This window comes from Thioalkalivibrio denitrificans, assembly GCF_002000365.1.
GTDB classification, from domain to species: domain Bacteria; phylum Pseudomonadota; class Gammaproteobacteria; order Ectothiorhodospirales; family Ectothiorhodospiraceae; genus Thioalkalivibrio_A; species Thioalkalivibrio_A denitrificans.
Map to the genome: position 1 here is coordinate 1 of NZ_MVBK01000059.1, position 21,355 is coordinate 21,355.

The window sequence follows — 21,355 nt, forward strand, 5'->3', positions numbered from 1 at the left end:
TGGCCCTTCATAGTTTCTATTGATCTGTTCTCTTTGCGGGCTTCGCGGCATTGCGAGAGAAATGTCCTTTTAAGCAGTTCTTCGTGCTCTTCGTGAGCTTCGTGGTTAAATCATGATCAATCCACGGCCGGAAGGTCCGGATGATCCTCTTCGACGCAGCGAAAGATCAGGGTCGCGCGGAAAAATCCGGGATCCAGTTCCCGGGTTTCCATGTCATCCCCGAGGACGCGCAGGCCGCGGGCCGCGCAATGGGCCTCCGCCCGGTCCAGGGCACGGGAACCGGCCTCGTCGTGATAACCCCGTGCCGTGGCGGCATAGCGGCCGTCGTCCAGGGTCTCGATGCTGCTGGTGCCGCCGCATGCGCCGGCAAGCAGGCCCAGGCAGCAAAGAATCGGCAACAGCCAGCGCCGTCGTGCGTCATTCATCCAGAGTGATCCAATGTGGTGGCCGGTGTCGGGATCATGTCTGAAAGAGTGCCTGAATTCAGCGGGTGATGCACTTCTTCATGGTTGGAACCGGCGATCGCGTGCTATCTTTTCCGAACCGGGCGCGTTCCGTTGCGGACGGGCCGGGTGTCCGCACCATCACACCGTACAGGGGAGACACATGCATCGGGGCTCAGCGAACCCGTGGGGGCGCGGTTCATGATGGCGCGCCTGCGCCGCTGGCTGGGACTTGGAGCGGCGCCCGACGCGCCCCGCGGTGATGGCCGTCCGCCCGGGGTGCCCGCGGCCGATTCGCCGTCTGCCGAACCGGAGACGGGCATACCGGTGCCCGACGATGCGTCCATCGCACGTTTCTATGTGGAAAGCCTCTTCCGCATGGCGGATCGCGATGGCTCGGCGCTCTCAAGCACTGAACGCGAGTGGCTGCGGGAACACCGCGAGCGTTTGCGCGGACAGGATACGTCCTTCGGGGGTCTGGTGCCGCGCCTGCCGGCCGCCATGCCCCGTCTCATGGCCGCGACCCGGGACCCGGAAAGGACCAGCGCCCGGGAACTTGCGCGCATGATCGAGAGTGATCCGGTGCTGGCGGCCAACGTGCTCAAGGTGGTCAACAGTCCCGCCATGCGCATGCGCAGTGAGGCCGTGGACAGTCTCGAGCAGGCGGTGGTGATCATGGGATTCCCGGGCATGCGCGAGGTCATTGCGGCGGCGACCATCAGTCCCATCGCCAGTTTCGATACCGACCCCCGCCTCGATGCCGCTGCCATCAGGCAGGTCTGGGCGCACACTCTGGAAGCCGCCGTGGCGGTGCGCGATGCGGCAGCGCGCACGAGTCCTGCCGATGCCTTCGAACTGTACCTGGCGGGTCTGAGTCACAGCAGCGGGCTGATGGTCCTGTTGCGTTGTCTGAAATCCCTGGATGATGTGCGGCCTTCATCGATGTTCCCCGGTGAGCTCGAGGCGCTGGCGCGACGCTACTCCGCTGCGGTTGCCCGTGACTGGGCATTCCCGAAGGGGACAGTCGAGGCGCTGGATCAGTGGGCAGAAGGCCGGGATACCCCCGGCGCGGCGGTGTTGAATGCCGCCGTGGTCTGTGTGCGCGCCGGTGCATTGGCCGAGTCGGGCACGATAAGCGGTGAGCAACTGGAGGTGATCCGCCATCGGCTGCCCGGCTTCGGCGAAGACCGGCGGGAGCGCAGGGACGGCCATCGGCCATCGGACGCCATCACCGCCGAATGACCCCGGTTCAGGCGGGTATTTGGCGTCGGTCTCGACTGTTAAGGTAGGAAGCCTGGTCTAACCCGGAGGAGGTGTCACATGAGCGGACTGTCAGCGGAAACGTGCGAGGCGTGCCGGGTCGGTGCCCCCACGGTGACCGAAGAAGAGATGAAGACACTGGGCAAGGAAGTGCCCGAGTGGAGCGTGGTCGAGCGCGACGGCATCAAGCAGCTGGAGCGCGTATTCAGGTTCGACAACTTCGTCGACGCCCTGGCGTTCACCAACCGGGTGGGAGACCTGGCCGAGGAGTACGGACATCATCCGGCCCTGCTGACGGAGTGGGGCAAGGTGACCGTGACGTGGTGGTCCCACAAGATTCGCGGTTTGCACCGCAACGATTACGTCATGGCGGCCAAGACCGACGCTCTGCCCTGAGGCTTGCCCCGCGTCCCGCCGCGACCCCGGCATTTGTAGGTCGGGCTTCAGCCCGACGCCGACGGGCTGCGTCAGGCACCGCCGTCGGGCTTCAGCCCGACCTGCGGGGATCCCACAGTCCCGGCTGAAAGGCTTATGCAGAGACGCGCTTCTGCGATCCGTTTCGCAACCAGTCCTCCACCTCTTCCGCCGGCATTGGCCTTGCATAGAAGAAGCCCTGGGCGGAGTGGCAGCCCATGCCCATCAGTCGTCGTGCCTGGTCCTCGGTCTCGACGCCTTCGGCCACGACCCGAAGATCCAGCCCCCGGCTCATCAGGATCAGCGCCTCGGTGATGGCGCGCTGGCGTACGTCCTGTTCAATGGCGGAGATGAAGCTGCGGTCGATCTTGAGGGTATGAAACGGCAGGCGGGCCAGGTAGCTGAGCGACGAGAAACCGGTGCCGAAATCATCGATGGCGAAACGCACGCCCAGTTCCGCAAGGGAGCGCATCGTCTTCTCCGCCTTGGAAAAATCCTGCAGCAGGCTGCTCTCGGTGAGTTCCACCACCAGGGTGGACGGGTCCACGCCTGACCGTGACAAGGTCTCGCGCAGACCGGATTCGAAATCGCCCTGACGGAACTGGCGCGCGGAGAAATTGACCGCAACGGGCGGTACGCGAAGGCCCGCGCGGGTCCACTCACCGATGCAGGTCAGCACACGCTCGAGAATCAGCTGCCCCAGCGGAACGATCAGACCCGTTTCTTCGGCGAGTGGAATGAACTCCGCGGGTGAGAGCGGTGTGGGGTTCCCATCCAGGCAGCGTGCGAGGGCCTCCAGTCCGACCAGTGAGCCGTCGGCCAGGGAAACCTGGGGCTGAAAATGGGGGATGAACAGGCCGGCGTCGATGGCGTCGTGAAGGGCCTGTTCCTGCCGGATACGCCGGCGCATGTCCTGACCCTGTTCGGCGGCGTAGAACTCGTAACTGCGGTCGGGATGGCGCTTCGCCCGGTCCAGGGCGATGCCCGAGGCGCGCAGCAGGCTGTCTGCGGTCTGTCCGTCTCCCGGGTAGAGGGCGAGGCCGATGCGGGCGTCGCCGCGCACGGCCACGTCATCGCGGATGACGAAGGGATCCGTGAAAGGCGCCTGCAGGCGGCGCAGGATGTCAGTGAGGGTGACATCCGCCATCGACGCTTCGAGCGCCACCAGAAAGGTGTTGCCGTGCCCCCTGGCCACGAGGCCCTGCGAGTTCGCCTGCGCGAGCAGACGCGCGCCCGCCTGGCGCAGCAGTTCGTCCCCTGCGTCGAACCCGTAGGTCTCGTTGATGTAGACCATGCGGCCCAGGTTGATCTGCGCGACGGCGATGCGCTGTTCGCGGGCGCCCCTCCGTCTGAACATGCGGTCCAGCAGGGCGACGAACTGGAACGGGTTGGGCAATCCCGTCAGCGGATCGTGAGTGGCCAGTTGGTGGAGGCGTTCCTCGGTCTCCTGCTCCCGGGTGACGTCCAGGGCGAAGCCGTCCCAGACCACGGCATCGTCATCGAGCCGGCGCGGCTGGGAGACGATGTGCAGCCAGATGAACTCGCCCGACGGAATGCGCAGGCGCACGCGGATATTGAGCCCCGAGAGGTCTTCCGCGGACCGCGCCATCTCCCGGTCCAGTCTGCTCCTGTCGTCGGGATGGAGGGCATCGAAGAAGCTGGCCGGATCCTCCAGCATGGCTTCCATGTCGAGATCATAGTCCTTGAACAGGCTGCCCGAGAGAAAGGTGTTGCGGGCGACCCCTTCACGGGTGCGCACATGCTGGAACGCCATGCCCGGCAGGTGACGCGTCATGCCATGCAATGGGGTGTCGCCGGGCCGGGGGCTGTCGGGGAGCGGTTCCGAGCAGGCGGATTCGGTGAGGTCGCGCACGATGCTGAGTGCGATCATGTGACCCACCAGCAGATCCTCGATGAGGCGCACGAGATGCTCGGAGGCAAACGTGGATCCGTCCCGGCGTTTCAGCCAGTAGTGACAGTGATAGCTGCCCGAACCGTTCTCAAGTACGCGCGCGCTTTCCTCGCCGAAGCGCCGGTAATGTTCGTCGCTCACGTGCAGGATGCGCGTGTCCTTGCCCACCAGTTCCCCGGCACCGTAGCCGAACACGCGCTCGGCGGCTTCGTTGCAGGCCAGGATGGTGCGTGAAGGCAGGTCAAGCAGCAGAATCGCGTGATCCCCGGAGAGCGAGGCGGCCTGCAGGACAGTGGCAGGAGAGAAAGCGGTGCTTGAGGAGTCTGTCATCGCGGGGCTGACACCGGGGCCGTGAAAATCGGGCGCTGCACGCGGGCGTAGTTTGCGAGGCCACTATACCAGTCCGGGCCAGCGGAAAGTCGGGATTGCACGCCGTGCGGACGCGCCCGCCGACGAGCGCGCCCATCGCGGTGATTGCCGGCGGGACCCAGGGCAGGACGATCTCCACCACGCTGAAGCTGACCGCGCGCCATAGAGGATCACGCGGTCGCCATTCACGTGCCAGATCAGTTCGCGGATGCGGCCGCATCCTGCCGCTGCACGGTCATGGCTTGCGACAGACGAACCAGACGTTCATGGGATCATGGGGCAGCACGTGGCGCTGCACTTCGGCAAAGCCGGCGTCGTTCAGCATCGCCCCGGCCGTCTCCCATCCCCACATGGTACCCAGCCCATCGCCCCCCTGGCCCAGTGAGACCGGCGTGCAGTGTACGCAGGAAATCGCATAAAGCAGAGTTGCGTTGGGAAAGTTCAGATTGTTCTCCAGGTGGGCCGAGCCGCCGATGTCCTGCACCAGGTAGATGCCTCCGGGACCCAGGGCCCGGTACAGCCGCCGGACCAGGTCCGCTGGCGAGCGCTGGTCGTGTATGGCGTCAAATGACGTGATGAGATCATAGCGTTCTTGCTCGTCGAAGTGCGTCAGGTCGCGCGCCTCGAAGCGCAGGTTGTGGAGACCGGCCTTCCGGGCTGCGCGGCGGGCGTCCTCGATGGCGTCGGCGCACAGGTCGTAACCGGTAAAGCGGCTCTCCGGGTAGCGCCGGGCGAGCGCCATGAGCGCTTCCCCGCGGCCGCAGCCGGCGTCCAGCACCGTGATGCCCCGTTCCAGGCGCGCGACGAGTCCCGGGGCCAGCGGCAGGATCTGGCCGAAGAGTTGCGCTACCACCGTCTGGCCGCTGTCCTCGGCCATGACGTGATGAAAGCAGGGGTAGTCCTCGTAACGCATACCTTCGCCGGTGCGAAATCGTTCGACGATCTGATCCTGAACCTGACCCATGAGCGCCACGTGTTGGGCGTACACGGCCAGGTTGCCGAGCGGCGCGTCGGGCACCAGGCAGGCGGCATGCTCCGCGGGCAGCAGGTATGTGCCGTGTTGCGCGTCGTAGGTGATGATGCCGCCCGTCACCAGCACCGCGAGCCATTCGCGCACGTAGCGTTCGGACAGCCCGGCCGCTTGTGCGATCTCCATGCTGGTGGATGGAGGCAGGCGCGACAGGGTGGCCAGCAGGCCGGTGCGATGCCCAATGGACAGCATCACGGCCACCGCGCCGGCATCGAGGATGGCGGCGGCGCGTTCCAGGAAGGCCTGCGCCCTGTCGGGGTCGTAGGTGTGTCCGGTCAGGTATGCGGGTTGTGACATGGTGTTGCTCCTCCGGGTGGTTTTTCGTGGTGTCGACACAGACTGCACCTGTGTGAGTCGTTTCGTGAGTGGCTGGATGGACAGAATCGGGGCATTCCGGTCATATTGCTGCGGTGAATCCCCGGGACCCAGTCGACAGCGTATCGGTGAGCCTCGTGGCGCTGCCCGAGAGCACGCCCACGGCCCTGTTCGGCTTCTACGAAGTGTTCTCCGCCGTGGGATGCATCTGGCCGGAGCTGACGGGCGAGCCATCCGAGGCACGGAGCATGACGCCGCGGATCGTGGCCGCCTCACGTGAACCGTTTCAGTGTGCTGTCGGCGTGCCCATCACACCGCAGGCCGCATTCGGGGAAGTGAGTCACACGGACGTGGTGGTGGTCACTGATCTTGCGCTGGCCATGGATCGTGATCCGCGCGGCCGCTGGCCCGGGGCCGCCGCGTGGGTGCGAGACCGCCATGCGGCCGGGTCCACGGTGTGTTCCGTCTGTACCGGCTCCGTGCTGCTGGCGGATGCCGGCCTGCTGGACGGATGTGAAGCCACCAGTCACTGGAGTGCTGCCGGACTCTTCGACGTTTATTACCCGCAGGTGCGGCTGCATCCCGAACGCATTCTCTCGCCGGCCGGCAGCGACCACCGGCTGGTGACATGCGGCGGCATGGGTTCATGGGAGGATCTGGCCCTGTACCTGGTGGCGCGCTACTGCGGCGAGGCGGAGGCGGTGCGCATGGCCAAGGTGTTCGTGCTGGGGGATCGCAGTGAGGGTCAGTTGCCGTTCGCAGCCATGGTGCGGCCGCGGCGTCACGAGGATGCGGCGATAGGGACGTGTCAGCTATGGCTGGCGGATCACTATGACGAACCGCATCCGGTGGCGCGCATGCTGGCGCTGTCCGGTCTGACCGAGCGTACGTTCACGCGCCGCTTCCGGGCCGCGACGGGTTATGCCCCGGTGGAGTACGTGCAGACCCTGCGCATCGAGGAGGCGCGGCAGCTGCTGGAGCGCAGCGCCGAAACCACCGATGCCATTGCCCGCAAGGTGGGCTACGAGGACACGGCCTTCTTCCGGCGCCTGTTCAAGCGCCGCACGGGCGTCACCCCTTCACGATACCGGCAGCGTTACCTGCGCATCGCTCATCCGTAACGCCCGTCGATGCGGGGCTTCACCAGCATGGCCGCGTAGGTCCACAGGAACAGGGAGAAGGCGGCGATCCAGATGGCCTGGGACAGACCGATCCACAGGACGTGCTGGGCGGGCAGGAGCATGGGCAGGATCACGCGGACCACCGTGCCGGCCACCAGCAACGCCAGCATCCAGGTCACGGTGGCCGGCGGGTCGAACACGTTGCGGCCGGTGTGCCCCAGGCTTACCCGGCACATCATGCCCAGGGTGATGAGGCCGATGCCGCCGTAGGCCATGGCGTGGGTGGCGAGGAAGGGGTTGAGGGCCACGACCGGCGCGAGCGCCTTGAGCGCGAAACCGAACGCAATCCATACGAAGGCCAGGTACAGGCTCCAGAGCAAAGGCTTGCGCCAGATGCCCGGCGCGTGCCAGTCGCGCAGGCGGATCGCCTGGAAGACGAATGCGGCCAGGGCCAGGACCGCGGACAGCGCCGGCTGTGCAAGAAACACCTCCGCTACCACGAAGGCGCCCAGGGAGATCAGGACGGCCTGGTCCAGCCATGGGCGGTCGGGGATGCTGACCGGCCCGTCCACGCCCTTGGTGATGAAAAAGGGCACCACGCGCCGGCCCATGACGAAGACCAGGAAGATCAGCAGGTAGAGCCCCAGGTACAGGCCCGCCTGGGCGCCCTGCGCCATCCAGCCCAGCACCCCCGCATAGAACAGGGCATGGGCGAGCGCCAGCAGGACGGGGACGGCCAGTATGCCCAGCTGTCCCCACTGGCGCGCCTTGATGATCGGATGCGCCACGGCCGCCGTCAGCGCAACGGCGAATGCCATGTCCAGAGCGGCCATGGCCGGAAGCGCGCCAGGATGCGGCACCAGCGCCAGCACCCGAGCCGCCAGCCAGCACAGCGCCAGCAACAGGAGCCCGACACCGTTGAGTGTCTGCACCCCGGTCCAGTTGCGCACGGCGGTGAGCAGGAAGCCAGCCACCACGGCCAGGGTGTAGCCGTAGACCATCTCGTGGCCGTGCCAGAGTATCGAGTGCAGGGGCAGTTGCGGGGCGGCCGCACCCCCGTGATAGACCCAGGTCCACATCAGGGTGGAGATCACCGCGAACAGGCCGGCCAGCAGAAAGAAGGGGCGAAAGCCCAGGTGCAGCAGGGAGACTCGGTAGTCCCCCGGTTGCTCGATGGTCAGCATGTCATTCTCCGGACGGTGTGGACCACGGGATCGGATGATTCCAATGTTGTTGATAACATGTATTTGCAATCCATGTTAGAGGCCCCTCATGTTCGCATGACCGGGATCAAGGTTCCATCCAGCCTGTAGGTCGGCCTTCAGGCCGACATTGTGGTTCCGGATTGACTGTTGCGTCGGCCTGAAGGCCGACCTACATCTGCAGTTTCCTTCTCTGTGCCCTCTGTGACCTCTGTGGCAGGAATTCTTTGAAAAGCTTTTCTGCCACAGAGGTCACAGAGGTCACAGAGGTTCAGACGGTCAGGAAGAATTCCCAAGGACCGGATCAATGTCGTTGGAGATACGGTGCATCGTCAGGCCACAGATGGGGTAACGCAGGTCGGCTTTCAGGCCGACATGGAGGTTCGTCATTGTCTCTCGTGTCTGGCTGTCGGCCAACCTACAGGCCAAGCTTTTCTTCTCTGTGCCCTCTGTGACCTCTGTGGCATGCTTTGAAAGGCGGTCTTGCCACAGAGGTCACAGAGGGCACAGAGGATAAGGATTTCGGCAGAAACCCTGGTGGGTGGGCGTTCCGTAGTGCGCTCAGCGCGGACTACAGCGTGAAGGTGAAGCCGTCCACCAGCAGGCCGGGGAGGCGGGCGCTGACCTCGGAACGTTTTTCGTAGGTGGCGCTCTCCAGTATGTGCTGGCGCTCCGAGGTGATGGCCTCGAGCCGCTCGCCCAGGATGTGCAGCAGGCTTTCGTCGAAGCGCATGACGTTGACGGGCGCCACGGGTTGCCCGTTCTCCACCCACAGGCAGGCAAAGCGGGTCATGCCGGTGATGCGGCAGTGATTGCGGTCCGAGTAATTGCTGTACCAGAGATCGCTGATATACACGCCGGTGCCCAGTGCGGACAGGACCTGATCGGCGGGCAGATCGCCCCCGGCCATGTCCAGACATTCCGGTCGTTCCGAGGCGCAATTGACGGCCTCCCCGTACTCGCGGGCGCTGCGCGCGTTGGCCAGGCAGTCCCGGTAACGACCTTCGCTGATCAGCTCGACACGTTCCGGTTTGATGAAGCCCTCGGGCGTGAACCGGGGGGCAAGCCCGCCCGCGTGGTCTTCGCCGAGGCTGATCCGGGGATCCAGTTGGAAGCCCTCGCGCACCATACGGATCAACGGTGTCTGCGCCGTGCGGTGGCTCTTGAGCCCGAAACCGACCCAGGCCAGCAGGCTCATGAGTTCGTGTACCGCCGACGGCGCCAGGTACACCCGGTAACGGCCGGGCGTCAGCCGCCTTGGCGACTTCGCGAGCAGTGGCAGTGTGTCCCGCGCCTCGGTCAGCTGTCGAGTGACGGTGTCGGCGTCGAACACAAAGCCCGCATGGTGTTGCTTGACCGCCTGGTCAGTGCCGCCGTGCACGCTCCAGTCGGCATTGAAGCTCCAGTCGCTGTGCCAGTTGAACTGGCCCAGTGAGTTGGTGAAGCCGCGAGAGATTCGTCCGCTGCTCCAGATGCCGGCCACGTCCAGCCCCCGAGCCGCATCCAGCCAGTGTTCCACTGCCTCCTCGGCCGCGGGCAGCCGGTTGTCGCCCTCGTGACGGCTGTTCACGGGCTGCGTGGCGAAATGCAGGTAGGGGTCTTCCGGAAGTCGGGGCAGCAGATCGCGCAGCTCTCCGACCATGGCAACCGCCCGGGCGGCGTCTGTCTCGTCTTCACCGGTCAGCGCAAGATCGGCGCGGGCCGCGCGACCCTTGCAAATCAGTTCCAGCATCAGGACTTGCTGGCGAACGTGTCCCGCCTGGCGCACGCGCGCCCGGTTGATGCGCACGAAGTCGCTGTCCTCCGCCCCCAGGTTGAGCAGCAGCACCTCGTCGGAGGCGAGTCCGGCGAAGGCATCGTCTGCAAGGGCACGGAAACGCGTTTCCAGCTCAGTCACCGCCAAAGACCTCCACGTCGTGGAACAGGCAGGGCGGCGAGGCATGGCCCACATGGATCATCTGGTTGGGTTCGGCCTTGCCGCAGGAGGGCGTGCCCCAGGCCTCCACGGTGTCGGCAGTGCCTACGCCCGCGAGGTTGCGCCAGAACTCGGCCGAGATTCCCCGGTAGCAGGGATTGCGCACGACCTCCCGAAGCTCACCGTCGCGGATCATGCGTCCCCATTCGCAGCCGAACTGGAACTTGTTGCGCCGATCGTCGATGGACCACGAACGGTTGGTATCCATAAGCACCCCGTACCCGACCGATGCAATGAGATCCTCGAGGCTCGATTCGCCGGGTTCCACGTTGAGGTTAGCCATGCGGTCCACCGCCGGGCGGTTCCAGGCGCAGGCCCGGGCGTTGGCCACCCCGGGCAGCCCCGCGCGCGCTGATGACAGCGCGCCGCCCAGCGGGCGTTCCAGGATGCCGTCACGGATCAGCCAGGTGCGTTCGGCGGGCGTGCCTTCATCGTCATAGCCGTAGGCCGCCAGTTCACCCGGGAAGGCAGGGTCGAAGGTGACGTTGAGCAGTTCCGAGCCGTAACGGTAGTGACCGAACATGTCGGTGGAGACGAAGCTGCCTCCGGCGTAGTTGCGCTCGTCACCCAGAATGCGGTCCAGTTCCAGCGGGTGACCGATGCTCTCGTGGATCTGCAGCATCATCTGGCTGGGCATGAGCACGAGGGAGGCGACGGCCTCCGGGCATTCGGGGGCGTCCAGCAGTGTCAGCGCCTCATGGGCCACCCGCGCGGCGTCGTCGTGGAAACGGAAACGCTCCAGCACCTCCAGTCCGCCCTGGCCGCCGGAATTCCAGCCGCCGCCGGTGCGCACCTGTGTCTGCGCGCCGCGGTTGGCGACGGCGGCGTAACCGGGCATGAGGATGTGCTGGTGCTGCTCGATCTCCACTCCATCGCTGGTATGGAGATGCGTTTGCACGTGCCGCCGGGTCATTCGGGCCTGGCGGTCCACGATGCAATCGTGAATGGCCAGTGCCCGGTCGATGTGGTGCAGCCGGTCCAGCTTCTCTTCAAGCGGCCAGTGCGCCCACGGGATCTCCACGGGAGTCGCATACTCGCCGGATTGCCGGGGCCGCGGGAACAAGTCGGTGTCGAACAACGGGTGGCGGCGGCTGCACGCCAGCCAGCGCAGGGCCTGCTCGCAGGCGGCCCGGAGTCCGTCGCGGGTCAGGTCACTGGTGGCCGCATAGGCCAGACCGCCCCGATCCACCAGGGTGATGTGGGCGCCCTGGTCCAGGCTGCGCGCCGGAGGTTCCACCACGCCCGCACGCACCCGCAGGGTTTCGGTATCCTCGCCCACGAGGCGCAGGGACCAGAACTCTACCTGGGGAACCACTGACAGGAACTGTTCGAAAGCCCGTTGGAAGTGCATGGGGTGACGTTATCCCTTCGGCTGCGCTGACCCGCGTCAGGATGATTCTAATTCCCACGCCGGCCGGGATCACCCGTATCCGCATACGGGTATGACCGATGCATTACCACACAGGGTGTGGCGAGGAACAGAAAAGGAAAAGGCGGTCTCTCGCGAAGGCGCCAAGCCCGCCAAGGAAATCTCGGAATGATCGAATGTCCGATGGGTACCACCGCGCTTAACCCGGACATTGCACCGAGGCGGCACCGGGGCCGAAAGATTCGGCCTGCCCATCCCGTTCAAGAGCCCTTCTTTGCGGGCTTTGCGTCTTGGCGAGAGAAATGTTCCTGTTCTTTATGTCGCCTCATCCCGCTGGGCGCTCCCACGTATACATGTGGTTGGCGGGCTCGTTCAGGCCGCCATCATCCCCTCCAGGGCGGCCTGGTCCGGTCCAATGAACGGCGGGGCGTCGGGGGCCTTGGCGAGGTTGCCCAGAAGCGTGCCGGTCATGGCTTCGGCCGGCGGCAGGTGACTGCTCAGCACCCGCCTCGGCTGCAGGTCGGTCACGGCCTGAAGGCTCTCCCGGAATCGGCCCCGGTCCACCCGGTGCAGCCACGGGGCATCCACCGTGGCCCAGCCGATCATCCCGGCACACAGCACCCCGGGATCCACCTCGGCCGCGCTTCCCGCCGGGGCGGGCAGAAGGGCGCCGAAGCAGTCGGCGCTGAACAGCGTGCCCGTCGACGGATCGAACAGGCCGGTGGATTCCGGCGCGTCAAACACGGGCGGTGCCACGGCCAGCAGCCCGCGGTCGCCCGCATCCAGGCATTGCCCGGGATTGACCAGGTGGACACGGTCTACCGGCAGCCCCAGCAGGCCCAGCTTGCCCATGCCGAGGAAAGTGGTGACCACCCGGGCGTTGGGGGCGTGTTCCAGCACCGCGGCCAGGTTGCCCACGTGATCCGGATCCGGGTGGGTCAGCCAGATCCATTCGAGCCGCGCCGGGTCGATGGATTGCTCCAGGGCCTTGAGGAACGCCTCGCCAAGCGCCGCAAGCCCCGTGTCCACCAGCACCGGCCGGGCGGCGCGGATCACGAAGGCGTTGACGGCCAGCACGCCGAAGCCCGGCACGGGCAGCCAGGTGCCTAGGGCGTCCACGTCCGGGCTGACAGGGGTCGTGGTGATCATGGGTTGTGTGGTCATCGGGATGTTCCTCCCCGTGGTTGAGGTGAAGGCAAGACGTCCGGCGCTCCGGTTGCAGGGCAAATTTCAGTAAACATGTGTGTTCACATGACGACTGAGATTAGTCCCGGTCCGGTGGCTTGTCAATATTTCGATGAACATCTATGATCACTGATATGGGTACGCGCAGATACACGCTCCGCAAGCGTGCCGAGGCACAGGAGGACACTCGGGCGCGCATCGTAGATGCCATGATCGAGGTGCACCGGGATCTGGGGCCCCGCAACGCCACCGTGAGCGCCATCGCCCAGAAGGCGGGGGTGCAGCGCCTGACCGTGTACCGCCATTTCCCGGACGATGAGAGCCTGTTCGAGGCCTGCACGTCCACCTGGCTGCAGCGCAATCCGCCGCCGGATCCGGCCGCGTTCCAGGGGGTGTCAGATCCTGTCTCCCGCACACGGCGAGGCCTTGAGTCCCTGTACGCCTACTTCGGGAGCACGCACCGGATGTGGGCTGTCTCCTACCGCGACGTGGAGGAGGTGCCGGCCCTGCAGGGGCCCATGGCGGGTTTCGAGGCCTGGCTGGATGATTTTCACCAGGCCCTTCTTGGAGGCTGGCGGCTGCGGGGTGCCCGACGTGAACGCCTGGCCGATACGCTTGCGCTGGCGCTGCGTTTCCATACCTGGCAGACCCTGGATACACGGGGCCTCGATGATACGGCCAAGGCCGGGCTGGTGATGGAGTGGCTCATGGGCATCGCGGGCGGGAGGCGGGCGCGATGACGGTCCGCATCGCGCTGCGGCGGATCTATGCGGCACCGGAGGCCGACGATGGCTTGCGGGTGCTCGTGGACCGGCTCTGGCCGCGCGGTGTGCGCAAGGCCGATGCCAAGGTCGGTCTGTGGCTTCGTGAGATCGCGCCGTCCCACGAGTTGCGCCGCTGGTTCGGCCACGATCCGGGGCGCTGGATGGCGTTTCGCGATCGTTACCGGGACGAACTGGCCCGGCAGCCGCAACGCCTGCGCGAACTGATGGACCACTGCCGGCGTGGCCCGGTGACCCTGCTCTATGCCGCCCGGGACGAGACCCGCAATCATGCGGTCGTGCTGCGCGAGGTTTTGCTGGGAGAGTTTATTGAGGAGGCGCGTCCCAACGAGGCCTCCTCTCCCGTGTGCTACCTGGGCGCCGGGGATGCCCATGACAGCTGAAGCGCCTGTTCACACTGATCCCGTTCGATGCACCCTGTGCGCCGGCCGCACTGTCGGCCATGCGGCCGACCTCAGGCGTTCCTATCTTCGCTGCGACCACTGCGGGCTCATCTTCGCCCATCCGTCGAGCCATCCGGACCGCGACACCGAGAAGGCCATCTACGATCTGCACGAGAACCATCCCGGCGATCCGGGTTACCGCGCATTTCTCTCCCGCTTGGTCATGCCGCTCCTCGAACGGCTGAGCCCCGGGATGGAGGGGCTGGACTATGGTTGCGGCCCCGGCCCGGTCCTGTCGATGATGCTGGAAGAGGCCGGCATGCGGGTGACCTGCTTCGACCCCCTTTACGCTCCGGACGATTCGGTGCTTAGCCGCCGCTATGATTTCGTCACCTGTACAGAAGTTGTGGAACACTTCCATCGTCCGGCCGAAGACTGGTCCCGTCTCGCGGCACTGTTGCGGCCAGGGGGCTGGCTCGGGGTGATGACCCGAATGGTGCCCGAGGACCGGACGTTCGGGGACTGGCACTACAAGAACGATCCCACCCACGTGAGCTTTTACAGCCCGAAGGTGATGCGTTGGCTGGCCGCTGCCCTGGACCTGCAACTCGTGCGGTTGCAGGGCGATGTGGTGCTGATGCGCAAACCGGCCTGATTTCCGGTTGTCCGGGCCCGCGGTGGTCTATACAGTCGGGGCAAGGTGTCGTATCCAGGGGTGCCCCATGTTCATCAGCGTGCTCGAACTGTTCAAGATCGGCATCGGGCCGTCCAGCTCCCACACCATGGGCCCCATGGTGGCGGCAGCCACCTTCGCGCAACGGGCGGGCGCATGGCTGGCCGACCATCAGCGTGATGAAGCGGTTTCCGTACGCTGCGTTCTGAAGGGTTCGCTGGCCTACACGGGCAAGGGCCACGCCACGGACCGTGCGGTGACGCTCGGGTTGCACGGGCATCTGCCCCGAAACGTGGCGGAGGAAGATGTGGATGCGCTGACGCAGGCGCTCGGAGGCAGGGATTCCGTCATCGTCAACGGCGATCTCCACATCGGTTTCAGACCGGATCGCGATATCGTGTTCGATCGGGGCGAGCCGTTGCCCGAGCATCCCAACGGCATGATCTTCGAGTTGCGGGATGCATCGGGACAGGTGCTGATGTCAGAGACGTACTTCTCCATCGGCGGCGGGTTCATCAGCACGCCGGAGGAGATCAACCGGCTGGTTGCGCCCTTGCGCATGACAGGTGCGGATGACTGTCCCTGGGGATTCGACTCCGCAAAGGAGATGTTGCGCATGGCTCGCGAGAGCGGGCTTTCCATCGCCGCCATGAAGCGCGCCAACGAACTGACCATCATGGATGACGCGGCGCTGGACGAGGGGCTGGATGCGATCTGGCAGGCCATGAAGCGTTGCATCCACCGGGGCTTGTCGACAGGGGGCGAACTGCCAGGCGGGTTGCACCTGACACGGCGCGCCTGCGATCTGCACGAGCAACTGCTGGCCAATCCCGACGAGTCCACCATGAACGACTGGTTGTGCGCCTATGCCATGGCCGTCAACGAGGAGAACGCCGCCGGCCACATGGTGGTGACCGCGCCGACCAACGGTGCCGCCGGTGTGATCCCTGCCGTGCTGTACCGTTTCGTGCACGACGAGGGCGGCACTGATGTTCAGGTGCGCGACTTTCTGCTGACTGCGGCCGCCATCGGCGGACTGATCAAACATCGCAGCTCGATCTCGGGTGCCGAGGTGGGGTGTCAGGGTGAGGTCGGTTCCGCGGCCGCCATGGCGGCCGCAGGCCTTTGCGCTGTGCGCGGAGGCACGCCGGAGCAGATCGAGAACGCTGCCGAGATCGCGCTGGAGCATCACCTGGGCATGACCTGCGATCCGGTCAAGGGACTGGTACAGGTGCCCTGTATCGAGCGCAACGGTTTCGGCGCCATCAAGGCCTGGACGGCCGCGTCCCTGGCGCTGCGCGGCAGCGGCAAGCATTTTGTCGCGCTCGATGATTGCATCGCCGCCATGAAACAGACGGGCGAGGAAATGTCGTCACGATTCAAGGAGACGTCCCTGGGCGGCCTGGCAGTGAGTGTGACGGAGTGTTGAGGGCGGCTCGGTGCGATAGATCACCGCGGGATGAGGCGCGACCGCCTCGGGCATGCCAGACTGGAACCGGATTGACGGCGGCTTACACACACAGCGGGTGCAGATCGCGGAGCCACTCCACGGCCTTGTCGCCCGACAGCGGGCGGGCGATAAAGTAACCCTGGGCGAGATCGCAGCCCACCTCGGTCACGTAATCCAGCGCTTCGCGGGTTTCCACGCCCTCCGCCGTGCAGCGCAGGCCCAGGCCGTGTCCCAGGTCCACAATGCTGCGGATCACGGTACGCGATTCACGGGATTCCATGGCCGTCATGACGAAGGACTTGTCCACCTTGATCTCCGAGAATGGCAGACGCACGAGCTGGACCATGGATGAGAATCCGGTGCCGAAGTCGTCGATGGACAGGTGGAATCCCTTCATTCTCATGCGCGTGAGCAGGTCCAGTGAGGCAACGGGATCGTCCATGGCGCTGGTTTCCGTGAGTTCGAAGATCAGGTTGGCGGGATGGATCTCCAGTGCTTCGCAGCGCGCCGCCAGACGGTCAACGAAAGCCGCATCATTGAGCGTGCGTGCCGAGATGTTCACCGACATGGTGAGTGCGTCCGTGGCCCGGGCCCGCAGGCGGCTGCAGGGATCGAGTACGCTGTCCGGAGGAAGTGCTTTCAGCCAGGCCAGTGCCTGGTCCAGCACCTGCTCCGTGAGTGTGTCGATCAGCCCGGAGGACTCCGCCAGCGGGATGAACCGGTCCGGCCCGATAATGCCGTGCTCGGGGTGCACCCAGCGTACCAGCGCTTCGAAGCCGGCGAGTTTCTCCGAGCCGCACTCGATCTTGGGTTGGTAGATTACCGAGAACTGACGCGCATCCAGCGCCGCCTTCAGATGCGCCTCGGTGATTTCCGGCTTCGGCCGTCGCGTGCGTGCGGGTGCCGCTGTGTTATTGGCTGTTTCGCCAGGGGTCAGCAATTCCCAAAGGTCGGCAGCGGTGAAGGGTTTCGCCAGTACGCCGACGATGTTGAGACCGTGGCCGGCGGCGGCCCGCCGGGCGGCATCCAGGATGCGCTCGCCCACGCCGCTGGTGATGATGATGCCTGCATCGCAGCCCCGGTCGGCCAGGCTGGACATGACCTCCACGCCGTCCATATCCGGCATGATGAGGTCCAGCGCAATGTGTGTCGGACCCCATGATTCCACCTGCAGAAAGAACTCTGACGGTGTACTGACAAAGCGCGCCACGGCCCCTGCGCCTTCAGCCATGAACTCCATGGTGCGGCCCACCATGGGATCGTCGTCGAGAATAAGCAGTCGGCATTCACTCATTACTTGGCTTGCTCCCGGTCCTGCCGTTCGTGCCACCCGGCATGACCACGTCAGTGAGCAGCAGGTCGATGGTATCGCTACTGCGCACGATGTCCGGCTCATTCCTGGCGTCGCTGGCAGACGACACCTGGTAGCCGCGATTCAGCAGCAGGGTTTCGACGTTGGCCGGCTCATCATTCTCCACCACCAGAACGAACTCCATACCGCCAGTCGGGGAAAGTCGCGTGTTGGCCCGTGTAGCGCAATGCCCTGCCTGTGACCGCAAGGCTTTGGGCAAGTAAATGTACACCGTAGTTCCATGCGCGAACTCGGGGTGCTATCGGATCGCTCACTGGCGCCGCGTCACCGCGGCCCGTCTAGCGCCTCCCGCACCTTGCGCGCCAGGTCGGCCTGACGGTACGGCTTCGCCAACAGCAGGACACCGGTATCCAGCCGGCCCTGGTGCACGATGGCGTTCTGCGTGTAACCCGATGTGTAGAGGACTCTGATGTCGGGGTGCAGTGCGCGGGCCGCGTCCGCCAGTTCCCGCCCGTTCATGCCGCCCGGCATGACCACATCCGTGAACAGGAGATCGACATTCAGGTGCTCATGCAGGACTCCGAGTGCCTCGTGTGCGTTGGTGGCGACCAACACCGTATAGCCCAGGGCGCTGAGTTGTTCCTGCGCATACCGGCGCACCAGCCTGTCGTCTTCCACAAGCAGGATGATCTCGTCTCCACGCCGGGTTCCTGCATCGGTTGTCGCCGCAGCATCTTTCATATCGGTGTGCGCGGCTCGCGGCAGGTACAGCCGCACCGTGGTGCCATGACCGGGTTCGGAGTAGATGCTTATCTGGCCTCCGGACTGCTTGACGAAGCCGTGCACCATGGACAGGCCGAGGCCCGTGCCACGTTCCGCGCCCTTGGTAGTGAAGAACGGTTCGAACACCTTGTCCAGGATCTCCGGGGCGATCCCCTCGCCGGTGTCGGTCACACTCAACAGTACGTACTCTCCGGGATTCACTTCCATGTGCGTGTCGGCATAGTGCTCGTCCAGCACGGCGTTCGCAGTCTCGATGGTGAGAAAGCCTCCGTCGCCCATGGCATCGCGAGCGTTGATACAGAGGTTAAGCAGCGCATTCTCAAGTTGGCCGGGGTCCACCATGGCGGGCCACAAGTCCGGGGTGAGTACGAAGCGGATCTCGATGTGTTCACCCAGCGCCCGCTGCAGCAGATCGGTGATGCCCTCGAGATGCGCATTGGCGTCGATGATCCGGGGTTCCAGGACCTGGTGGCGGGAGAAGGCCAACAGTCGCTGGGTCAGCTCCGCGCCGCGCTGGGCGGCCGAGCCGATCATGTCCACCAGTCCGCGCAGGGTGTCATCCCTGTCCATGCGCAGTTGCAACAGTTCGGCGTTGCCGATGATGACGGTAAGCAGGTTGTTGAAATCGTGTGCGACGCCGCCGGTGAGCTGACCGATGGCCGACAGCCGATCCGACTGATTGAGCGTATGGATCATGCGCCGGGTATGGAGCATGCGAGAAAGATGCCCGGCCACACCGTCCAGCAGCGGCTGTTCCTCGGGCAGGAAAGGGTCGGATTGCGGTTGTGCCTCGGCTGGAAGGCGCGTGTAACCCACTTCGATGAAGCCCTCGTCCGTGCCGTCGTGCCGGATGGTGCTCATGATCTTGAATGTCGGTGTCTCCCAGCAAGGGCTGCGCCATTCTTCGGAACCAATCACCACACGGGCCACGGCATGCTCCGGCCAGGTGAATCCCGCCGGGAGCATGTTGGCCACCTCCTCACAGACCTCGTACGTTGTCCTGGTCGCATCCGCAGTCAGTTCCAGGATCCGGTACAGGGTGCGCAGTTCCTTGACCCGCTCGCGCAGGTCGACCTCCATCTGGCGCATGTGGGTGACGTCTACAGCCACTCCCGCAATGCGATACACTTGTCCTCGGTCGTCATGAATCGGGAATGCGCGGTCCAGTATCATGCGCACGGAGCCGTCGGGCCGCACGACACGATACTCCTCGTTGTAGGTGCCCTTCGCCTGACGTCCGGCTGCTTCGATGACCCGGGCGCGATCTTCTTCATGGATGGCGTCCAGCCAGACCTCCGGTCTGTCGTAGAGCGCACCGCAGGACACGCCCCAGACGCGCTCGAAGGCCGGACTGACATAGAGTACGGAACGCTTGTCCGGGGTGCTCATCCAGAAGACCTCGTCGATGTTCTCGGCCAGCTGGCGGAAGCGTTCCTCCTGGTCCTTCAGCGTGTCCTCGTACTGCTGCCGCTGGTCGACCATGCGGTTGAAAAGCCGAGCGAGTTCACCCAGCTCGTCATTGCCGCGGATGGGAATGTGCGTGTCGGGATCACCCCGGGCGAACAGACTGAGACCGCGTTGCAGGTCTGCCAGGGGCCTCCTGAGCCGGCGATGGATTAGGGTGAAGCCGATCAAGGACAGGAGTGCGAGGGCCATCGCGACGGCCGTAAGGGTGCCCACCAGCGCCATGAGAGCCGTGGCGACCGACTCGTCCTGTGCGCGATCGAGGGTATTGAGCACATCGGTCACCCCGGAGCGGTGGACAAGCAACTGTCGGCTCAGGGCCATCAATGTGTCGCGTTGGAGTTCGTCCGCGTGGAGCAGTGAGGTATCCGGTGCCGCCTCTGCCAGTACCTCGCTCAGATGCGCGATCTCGTTCAGGTGCAGTATTGCCGGCGCACCGGCGACGGGGTCCAGAGTCCTGATCGACTCCGCGAGTCGCCTTGCATCGACGCCTACACCCTGCAGGACGTCGATGTCGCTGCGGATCAGGGTGACGTAATCGATGGCGGACTTGAACTGCTCCATCTCTGTGCGCAGTTCCGAGAACGTGTGGATATCCTCAAGATGCCCCGAGAATGTGCGCCAGGCGTGGACGCTGAATGCCCCAAGCAACAGCAGAGCCGCAAGCGCAGCGGTCAGGAACGTCCCGGAGAGCGTGCGCAGTTTCATGGGCCCGGCTCCGCGGGCCGCGCCGGTGAGTGAATGTAGGCCGGGAGCTTGACCCTGTGGGGCGCGACGCGGGAAAGCGGCCCGGCCTCGAGGTACTGGCCGGGTTTCGGGAGGTATGACCGGGCGAACTCCGGCCGCCGGCGCAGCCACTCGAATTGGGTGTCCAGGTTGGAAAGCACGGACCAGCCCAGGTTTATGTGCCAGATGATGTTGGACGGCGGCGGCGTGTGCAGCGCGTCCGGGTTGCGGTAGATGTGATCGATGGCCCGAAGATAGCCGCGCAGCACCCGGTCTGTGATGTCCGGGCGAGCCAGGGCAATTTCCCTCCGTGTCACGAGCAGCCAGTCCACGGCGTGGAGTTCCCGCATGGAGAAGACCACTGCCTGATCGCCGAGGGTCTCGGTGATGGGTTCCACCCAGGGATCCCAGGTGACCGCCGCGTCGATGTGACCCCGAGCCAGGCCCTCGGCCAGTTCACCGATGGGCATGTCTACCAGGGTCACGGAATCACTGGCCATGCCGTGAAACTCGGCGAACCGGTCCCAGGCGTGGTGAGCGGAGGTGTCGAGCACGAGGCCGATACGCCGCCCGGCCAGTTGCACTGGTCTTTCAATGCCCCGTCGTCGGTCCGTCACCACATGATGGGAGAGATTGGACAGGGTGACCGAGGCGAGGATGACGACATCGTCTCCCGGATCCCGTGATGTGACCGTCCTGCGCAGCAGGCCGATGGCCACCGGTTCCGGGGCTGCCAGAGCGAATTCCACTTCCTCACCAAGGAGTGCCTCGAAGGCCTGCTTGCCGGTGTCATACTGCTCGACCCGGATGACCTCGCGGGTTCGCGTGTCATGCTCGGGGGGGTTGAAGTAGCCCAATTCGGCGGCGATGCGTGTGGGCGCATCGCCCACCCAGGGCGATCCGGCGATGCGAAACTCGGGCGGCGTTTTGGCGCCAGGTTCAGCAGTCGCTGTCCCGCACAGTGTGGTCGCCATCAGCAGCAAAACGATCCATCGCGCCGCAGACGGACGCCCCGGTTCGCGGCTGCTCATGCGCGATGCCACGGCTCCATCGGCGGCTGCGCCGCGACCAGATTGGCTGGCCTGCCCTTCGATGCGAGCCGCGCGTACTGTGCACGTGGCGGCATTCATCAAGAAACCCCTGATTATTATTATTGTTCAAGGTGTTGAGTCGGCTGACCCTCCGTG

18 protein-coding genes are annotated in these 21,355 nt (G+C 65.2%); 7 read left to right on the top strand and 11 right to left on the bottom strand.

Going from position 1 to position 21,355, the window contains the following annotated elements:
• Nucleotides 1-116: 116 nt before the first annotated feature.
• Nucleotides 117-425 (bottom strand): hypothetical protein, encoded by a 309-nt coding sequence (locus tag B1C78_RS10270; protein WP_077279076.1) that lies wholly within the window; start codon nucleotides 423-425, stop codon nucleotides 117-119.
• A gap of 147 nt (nucleotides 426-572) precedes the next feature.
• Here B1C78_RS10270 and B1C78_RS10275 point away from each other — a divergent pair, with 147 nt between their 5' ends.
• Entirely contained in the window at nucleotides 573-1,685 is a 1,113-nt protein-coding gene (locus B1C78_RS10275) for an HDOD domain-containing protein (RefSeq protein ID WP_139349888.1), read from the top strand.
• A gap of 78 nt (nucleotides 1,686-1,763) precedes the next feature.
• Complete coding sequence (locus tag B1C78_RS10280; protein WP_077279078.1) at nucleotides 1,764-2,099, top strand: 4a-hydroxytetrahydrobiopterin dehydratase; 336 nt, start codon at nucleotides 1,764-1,766, stop codon at nucleotides 2,097-2,099.
• Nucleotides 2,100-2,232: 133 nt separating this feature from the next.
• Here the strand turns inward: B1C78_RS10280 and B1C78_RS10285 are convergent, their stop codons facing one another.
• Entirely contained in the window at nucleotides 2,233-4,359 is a 2,127-nt protein-coding gene (locus B1C78_RS10285) for a sensor domain-containing protein (RefSeq protein WP_077279079.1), read from the bottom strand.
• A gap of 274 nt (nucleotides 4,360-4,633) precedes the next feature.
• Entirely contained in the window at nucleotides 4,634-5,725 is a 1,092-nt protein-coding gene (locus tag B1C78_RS10290) for a class I SAM-dependent methyltransferase (protein WP_077279080.1), read from the bottom strand.
• A gap of 68 nt (nucleotides 5,726-5,793) precedes the next feature.
• Here B1C78_RS10290 and B1C78_RS10295 point away from each other — a divergent pair, with 68 nt between their 5' ends.
• Entirely contained in the window at nucleotides 5,794-6,864 is a 1,071-nt protein-coding gene (locus tag B1C78_RS10295; RefSeq protein ID WP_245795396.1) for a GlxA family transcriptional regulator, read from the top strand.
• On the opposite strand, the gene B1C78_RS10300 is transcribed toward B1C78_RS10295, so the two are convergent.
• From B1C78_RS10300 to B1C78_RS10315, 4 genes are all read right to left on the bottom strand, one after another.
• On the bottom strand, nucleotides 6,855-8,048 hold the full coding sequence (locus tag B1C78_RS10300; RefSeq protein ID WP_077279082.1) for an NnrS family protein: 1,194 nt from the start codon (nucleotides 8,046-8,048) through the stop codon (nucleotides 6,855-6,857). The two genes, B1C78_RS10295 and B1C78_RS10300, sit on opposite strands and share 10 nt — an antisense overlap.
• A gap of 589 nt (nucleotides 8,049-8,637) precedes the next feature.
• The gene (locus B1C78_RS10305; protein ID WP_245795397.1) at nucleotides 8,638-9,963 is read right to left on the bottom strand and encodes a metallopeptidase TldD-related protein; all 1,326 of its coding nucleotides are present in this window, start codon (nucleotides 9,961-9,963) and stop codon (nucleotides 8,638-8,640) included.
• Complete coding sequence (locus B1C78_RS10310; RefSeq protein ID WP_077279083.1) at nucleotides 9,956-11,392, bottom strand: TldD/PmbA family protein; 1,437 nt, start codon at nucleotides 11,390-11,392, stop codon at nucleotides 9,956-9,958. The genes B1C78_RS10305 and B1C78_RS10310 overlap by 8 nt, the downstream gene beginning before the upstream one ends.
• Nucleotides 11,393-11,782: 390 nt before the next feature.
• On the bottom strand, nucleotides 11,783-12,574 hold the full coding sequence (locus tag B1C78_RS10315) for an MBL fold metallo-hydrolase (RefSeq protein ID WP_077279084.1): 792 nt from the start codon (nucleotides 12,572-12,574) through the stop codon (nucleotides 11,783-11,785).
• Between the two features lie 155 nt (nucleotides 12,575-12,729).
• On the opposite strand from B1C78_RS10315, the gene B1C78_RS10320 reads away from it, so the two are divergent.
• The 4 genes from B1C78_RS10320 (at nucleotide 12,730) to B1C78_RS10335 (ending at nucleotide 15,862) form a co-directional block, all read left to right on the top strand.
• Nucleotides 12,730-13,335 (top strand): TetR/AcrR family transcriptional regulator, encoded by a 606-nt coding sequence (locus B1C78_RS10320; protein ID WP_245795398.1) that lies wholly within the window; start codon nucleotides 12,730-12,732, stop codon nucleotides 13,333-13,335.
• Complete coding sequence (locus tag B1C78_RS10325) at nucleotides 13,332-13,760, top strand: DUF488 domain-containing protein (RefSeq protein ID WP_077279086.1); 429 nt, start codon at nucleotides 13,332-13,334, stop codon at nucleotides 13,758-13,760. The genes B1C78_RS10320 and B1C78_RS10325 overlap by 4 nt, the downstream gene beginning before the upstream one ends.
• On the top strand, nucleotides 13,750-14,415 hold the full coding sequence (locus B1C78_RS10330; RefSeq protein ID WP_077279129.1) for a class I SAM-dependent methyltransferase: 666 nt from the start codon (nucleotides 13,750-13,752) through the stop codon (nucleotides 14,413-14,415). The genes B1C78_RS10325 and B1C78_RS10330 overlap by 11 nt, the downstream gene beginning before the upstream one ends.
• 67 nt (nucleotides 14,416-14,482) lie before the next feature.
• Entirely contained in the window at nucleotides 14,483-15,862 is a 1,380-nt protein-coding gene (locus B1C78_RS10335) for an L-serine ammonia-lyase (RefSeq protein ID WP_077279087.1), read from the top strand.
• 82 nt (nucleotides 15,863-15,944) lie between these two features.
• On the opposite strand, the gene B1C78_RS10340 is transcribed toward B1C78_RS10335, so the two are convergent.
• The 4 genes from B1C78_RS10340 to B1C78_RS10350 form a co-directional block, all read right to left on the bottom strand.
• Nucleotides 15,945-17,177, bottom strand: a complete 1,233-nt coding sequence (locus B1C78_RS10340; RefSeq protein WP_175628279.1) for an EAL domain-containing response regulator — start codon at nucleotides 17,175-17,177, stop codon at nucleotides 15,945-15,947.
• Nucleotides 17,170-17,379 (bottom strand): response regulator, encoded by a 210-nt coding sequence (locus B1C78_RS17640; protein WP_175628280.1) that lies wholly within the window; start codon nucleotides 17,377-17,379, stop codon nucleotides 17,170-17,172. The genes B1C78_RS10340 and B1C78_RS17640 overlap by 8 nt, the downstream gene beginning before the upstream one ends.
• 140 nt (nucleotides 17,380-17,519) lie before the next feature.
• The gene (locus B1C78_RS10345; RefSeq protein ID WP_077279089.1) at nucleotides 17,520-20,150 is read right to left on the bottom strand and encodes an ATP-binding protein; all 2,631 of its coding nucleotides are present in this window, start codon (nucleotides 20,148-20,150) and stop codon (nucleotides 17,520-17,522) included.
• Complete coding sequence (locus B1C78_RS10350) at nucleotides 20,147-21,199, bottom strand: ABC transporter substrate-binding protein (protein ID WP_175628281.1); 1,053 nt, start codon at nucleotides 21,197-21,199, stop codon at nucleotides 20,147-20,149. Before B1C78_RS10350 ends, B1C78_RS10345 begins: the two co-directional genes overlap by 4 nt.
• Nucleotides 21,200-21,355: the final 156 nt, after the last annotated feature.

What these genes read in the sequence shown, in the direction of transcription:
- B1C78_RS10335 (WP_077279087.1), top strand. Translation starts at nt 14,483, where the DNA reads ATGTTCATCAGCGTGCTCGAACTGTTCAAGATCGGCATCGGGCCGTCC.
- B1C78_RS10290 (WP_077279080.1), bottom strand. Translation starts at nt 5,725, where the DNA reads ATGTCACAACCCGCATACCTGACCGGACACACCTACGACCCCGACAGG.
- B1C78_RS10350 (WP_175628281.1), bottom strand. Translation starts at nt 21,199, where the DNA reads ATGAGCAGCCGCGAACCGGGGCGTCCGTCTGCGGCGCGATGGATCGTT.
- B1C78_RS10270 (WP_077279076.1), bottom strand. Translation starts at nt 425, where the DNA reads ATGAATGACGCACGACGGCGCTGGCTGTTGCCGATTCTTTGCTGCCTG.
- B1C78_RS10320 (WP_245795398.1), top strand. Translation starts at nt 12,730, where the DNA reads ATGGGTACGCGCAGATACACGCTCCGCAAGCGTGCCGAGGCACAGGAG.
- B1C78_RS10285 (WP_077279079.1), bottom strand. Translation starts at nt 4,359, where the DNA reads ATGACAGACTCCTCAAGCACCGCTTTCTCTCCTGCCACTGTCCTGCAG.
- B1C78_RS10315 (WP_077279084.1), bottom strand. Translation starts at nt 12,574, where the DNA reads ATGACCACACAACCCATGATCACCACGACCCCTGTCAGCCCGGACGTG.
- B1C78_RS10310 (WP_077279083.1), bottom strand. Translation starts at nt 11,392, where the DNA reads ATGCACTTCCAACGGGCTTTCGAACAGTTCCTGTCAGTGGTTCCCCAG.
- B1C78_RS10340 (WP_175628279.1), bottom strand. Translation starts at nt 17,177, where the DNA reads ATGAGTGAATGCCGACTGCTTATTCTCGACGACGATCCCATGGTGGGC.
- B1C78_RS10300 (WP_077279082.1), bottom strand. Translation starts at nt 8,048, where the DNA reads ATGCTGACCATCGAGCAACCGGGGGACTACCGAGTCTCCCTGCTGCAC.
- B1C78_RS10280 (WP_077279078.1), top strand. Translation starts at nt 1,764, where the DNA reads ATGAGCGGACTGTCAGCGGAAACGTGCGAGGCGTGCCGGGTCGGTGCC.
- B1C78_RS17640 (WP_175628280.1), bottom strand. Translation starts at nt 17,379, where the DNA reads ATGGAGTTCGTTCTGGTGGTGGAGAATGATGAGCCGGCCAACGTCGAA.
- B1C78_RS10330 (WP_077279129.1), top strand. Translation starts at nt 13,750, where the DNA reads ATGACAGCTGAAGCGCCTGTTCACACTGATCCCGTTCGATGCACCCTG.
- B1C78_RS10325 (WP_077279086.1), top strand. Translation starts at nt 13,332, where the DNA reads ATGACGGTCCGCATCGCGCTGCGGCGGATCTATGCGGCACCGGAGGCC.
- B1C78_RS10345 (WP_077279089.1), bottom strand. Translation starts at nt 20,150, where the DNA reads ATGAAACTGCGCACGCTCTCCGGGACGTTCCTGACCGCTGCGCTTGCG.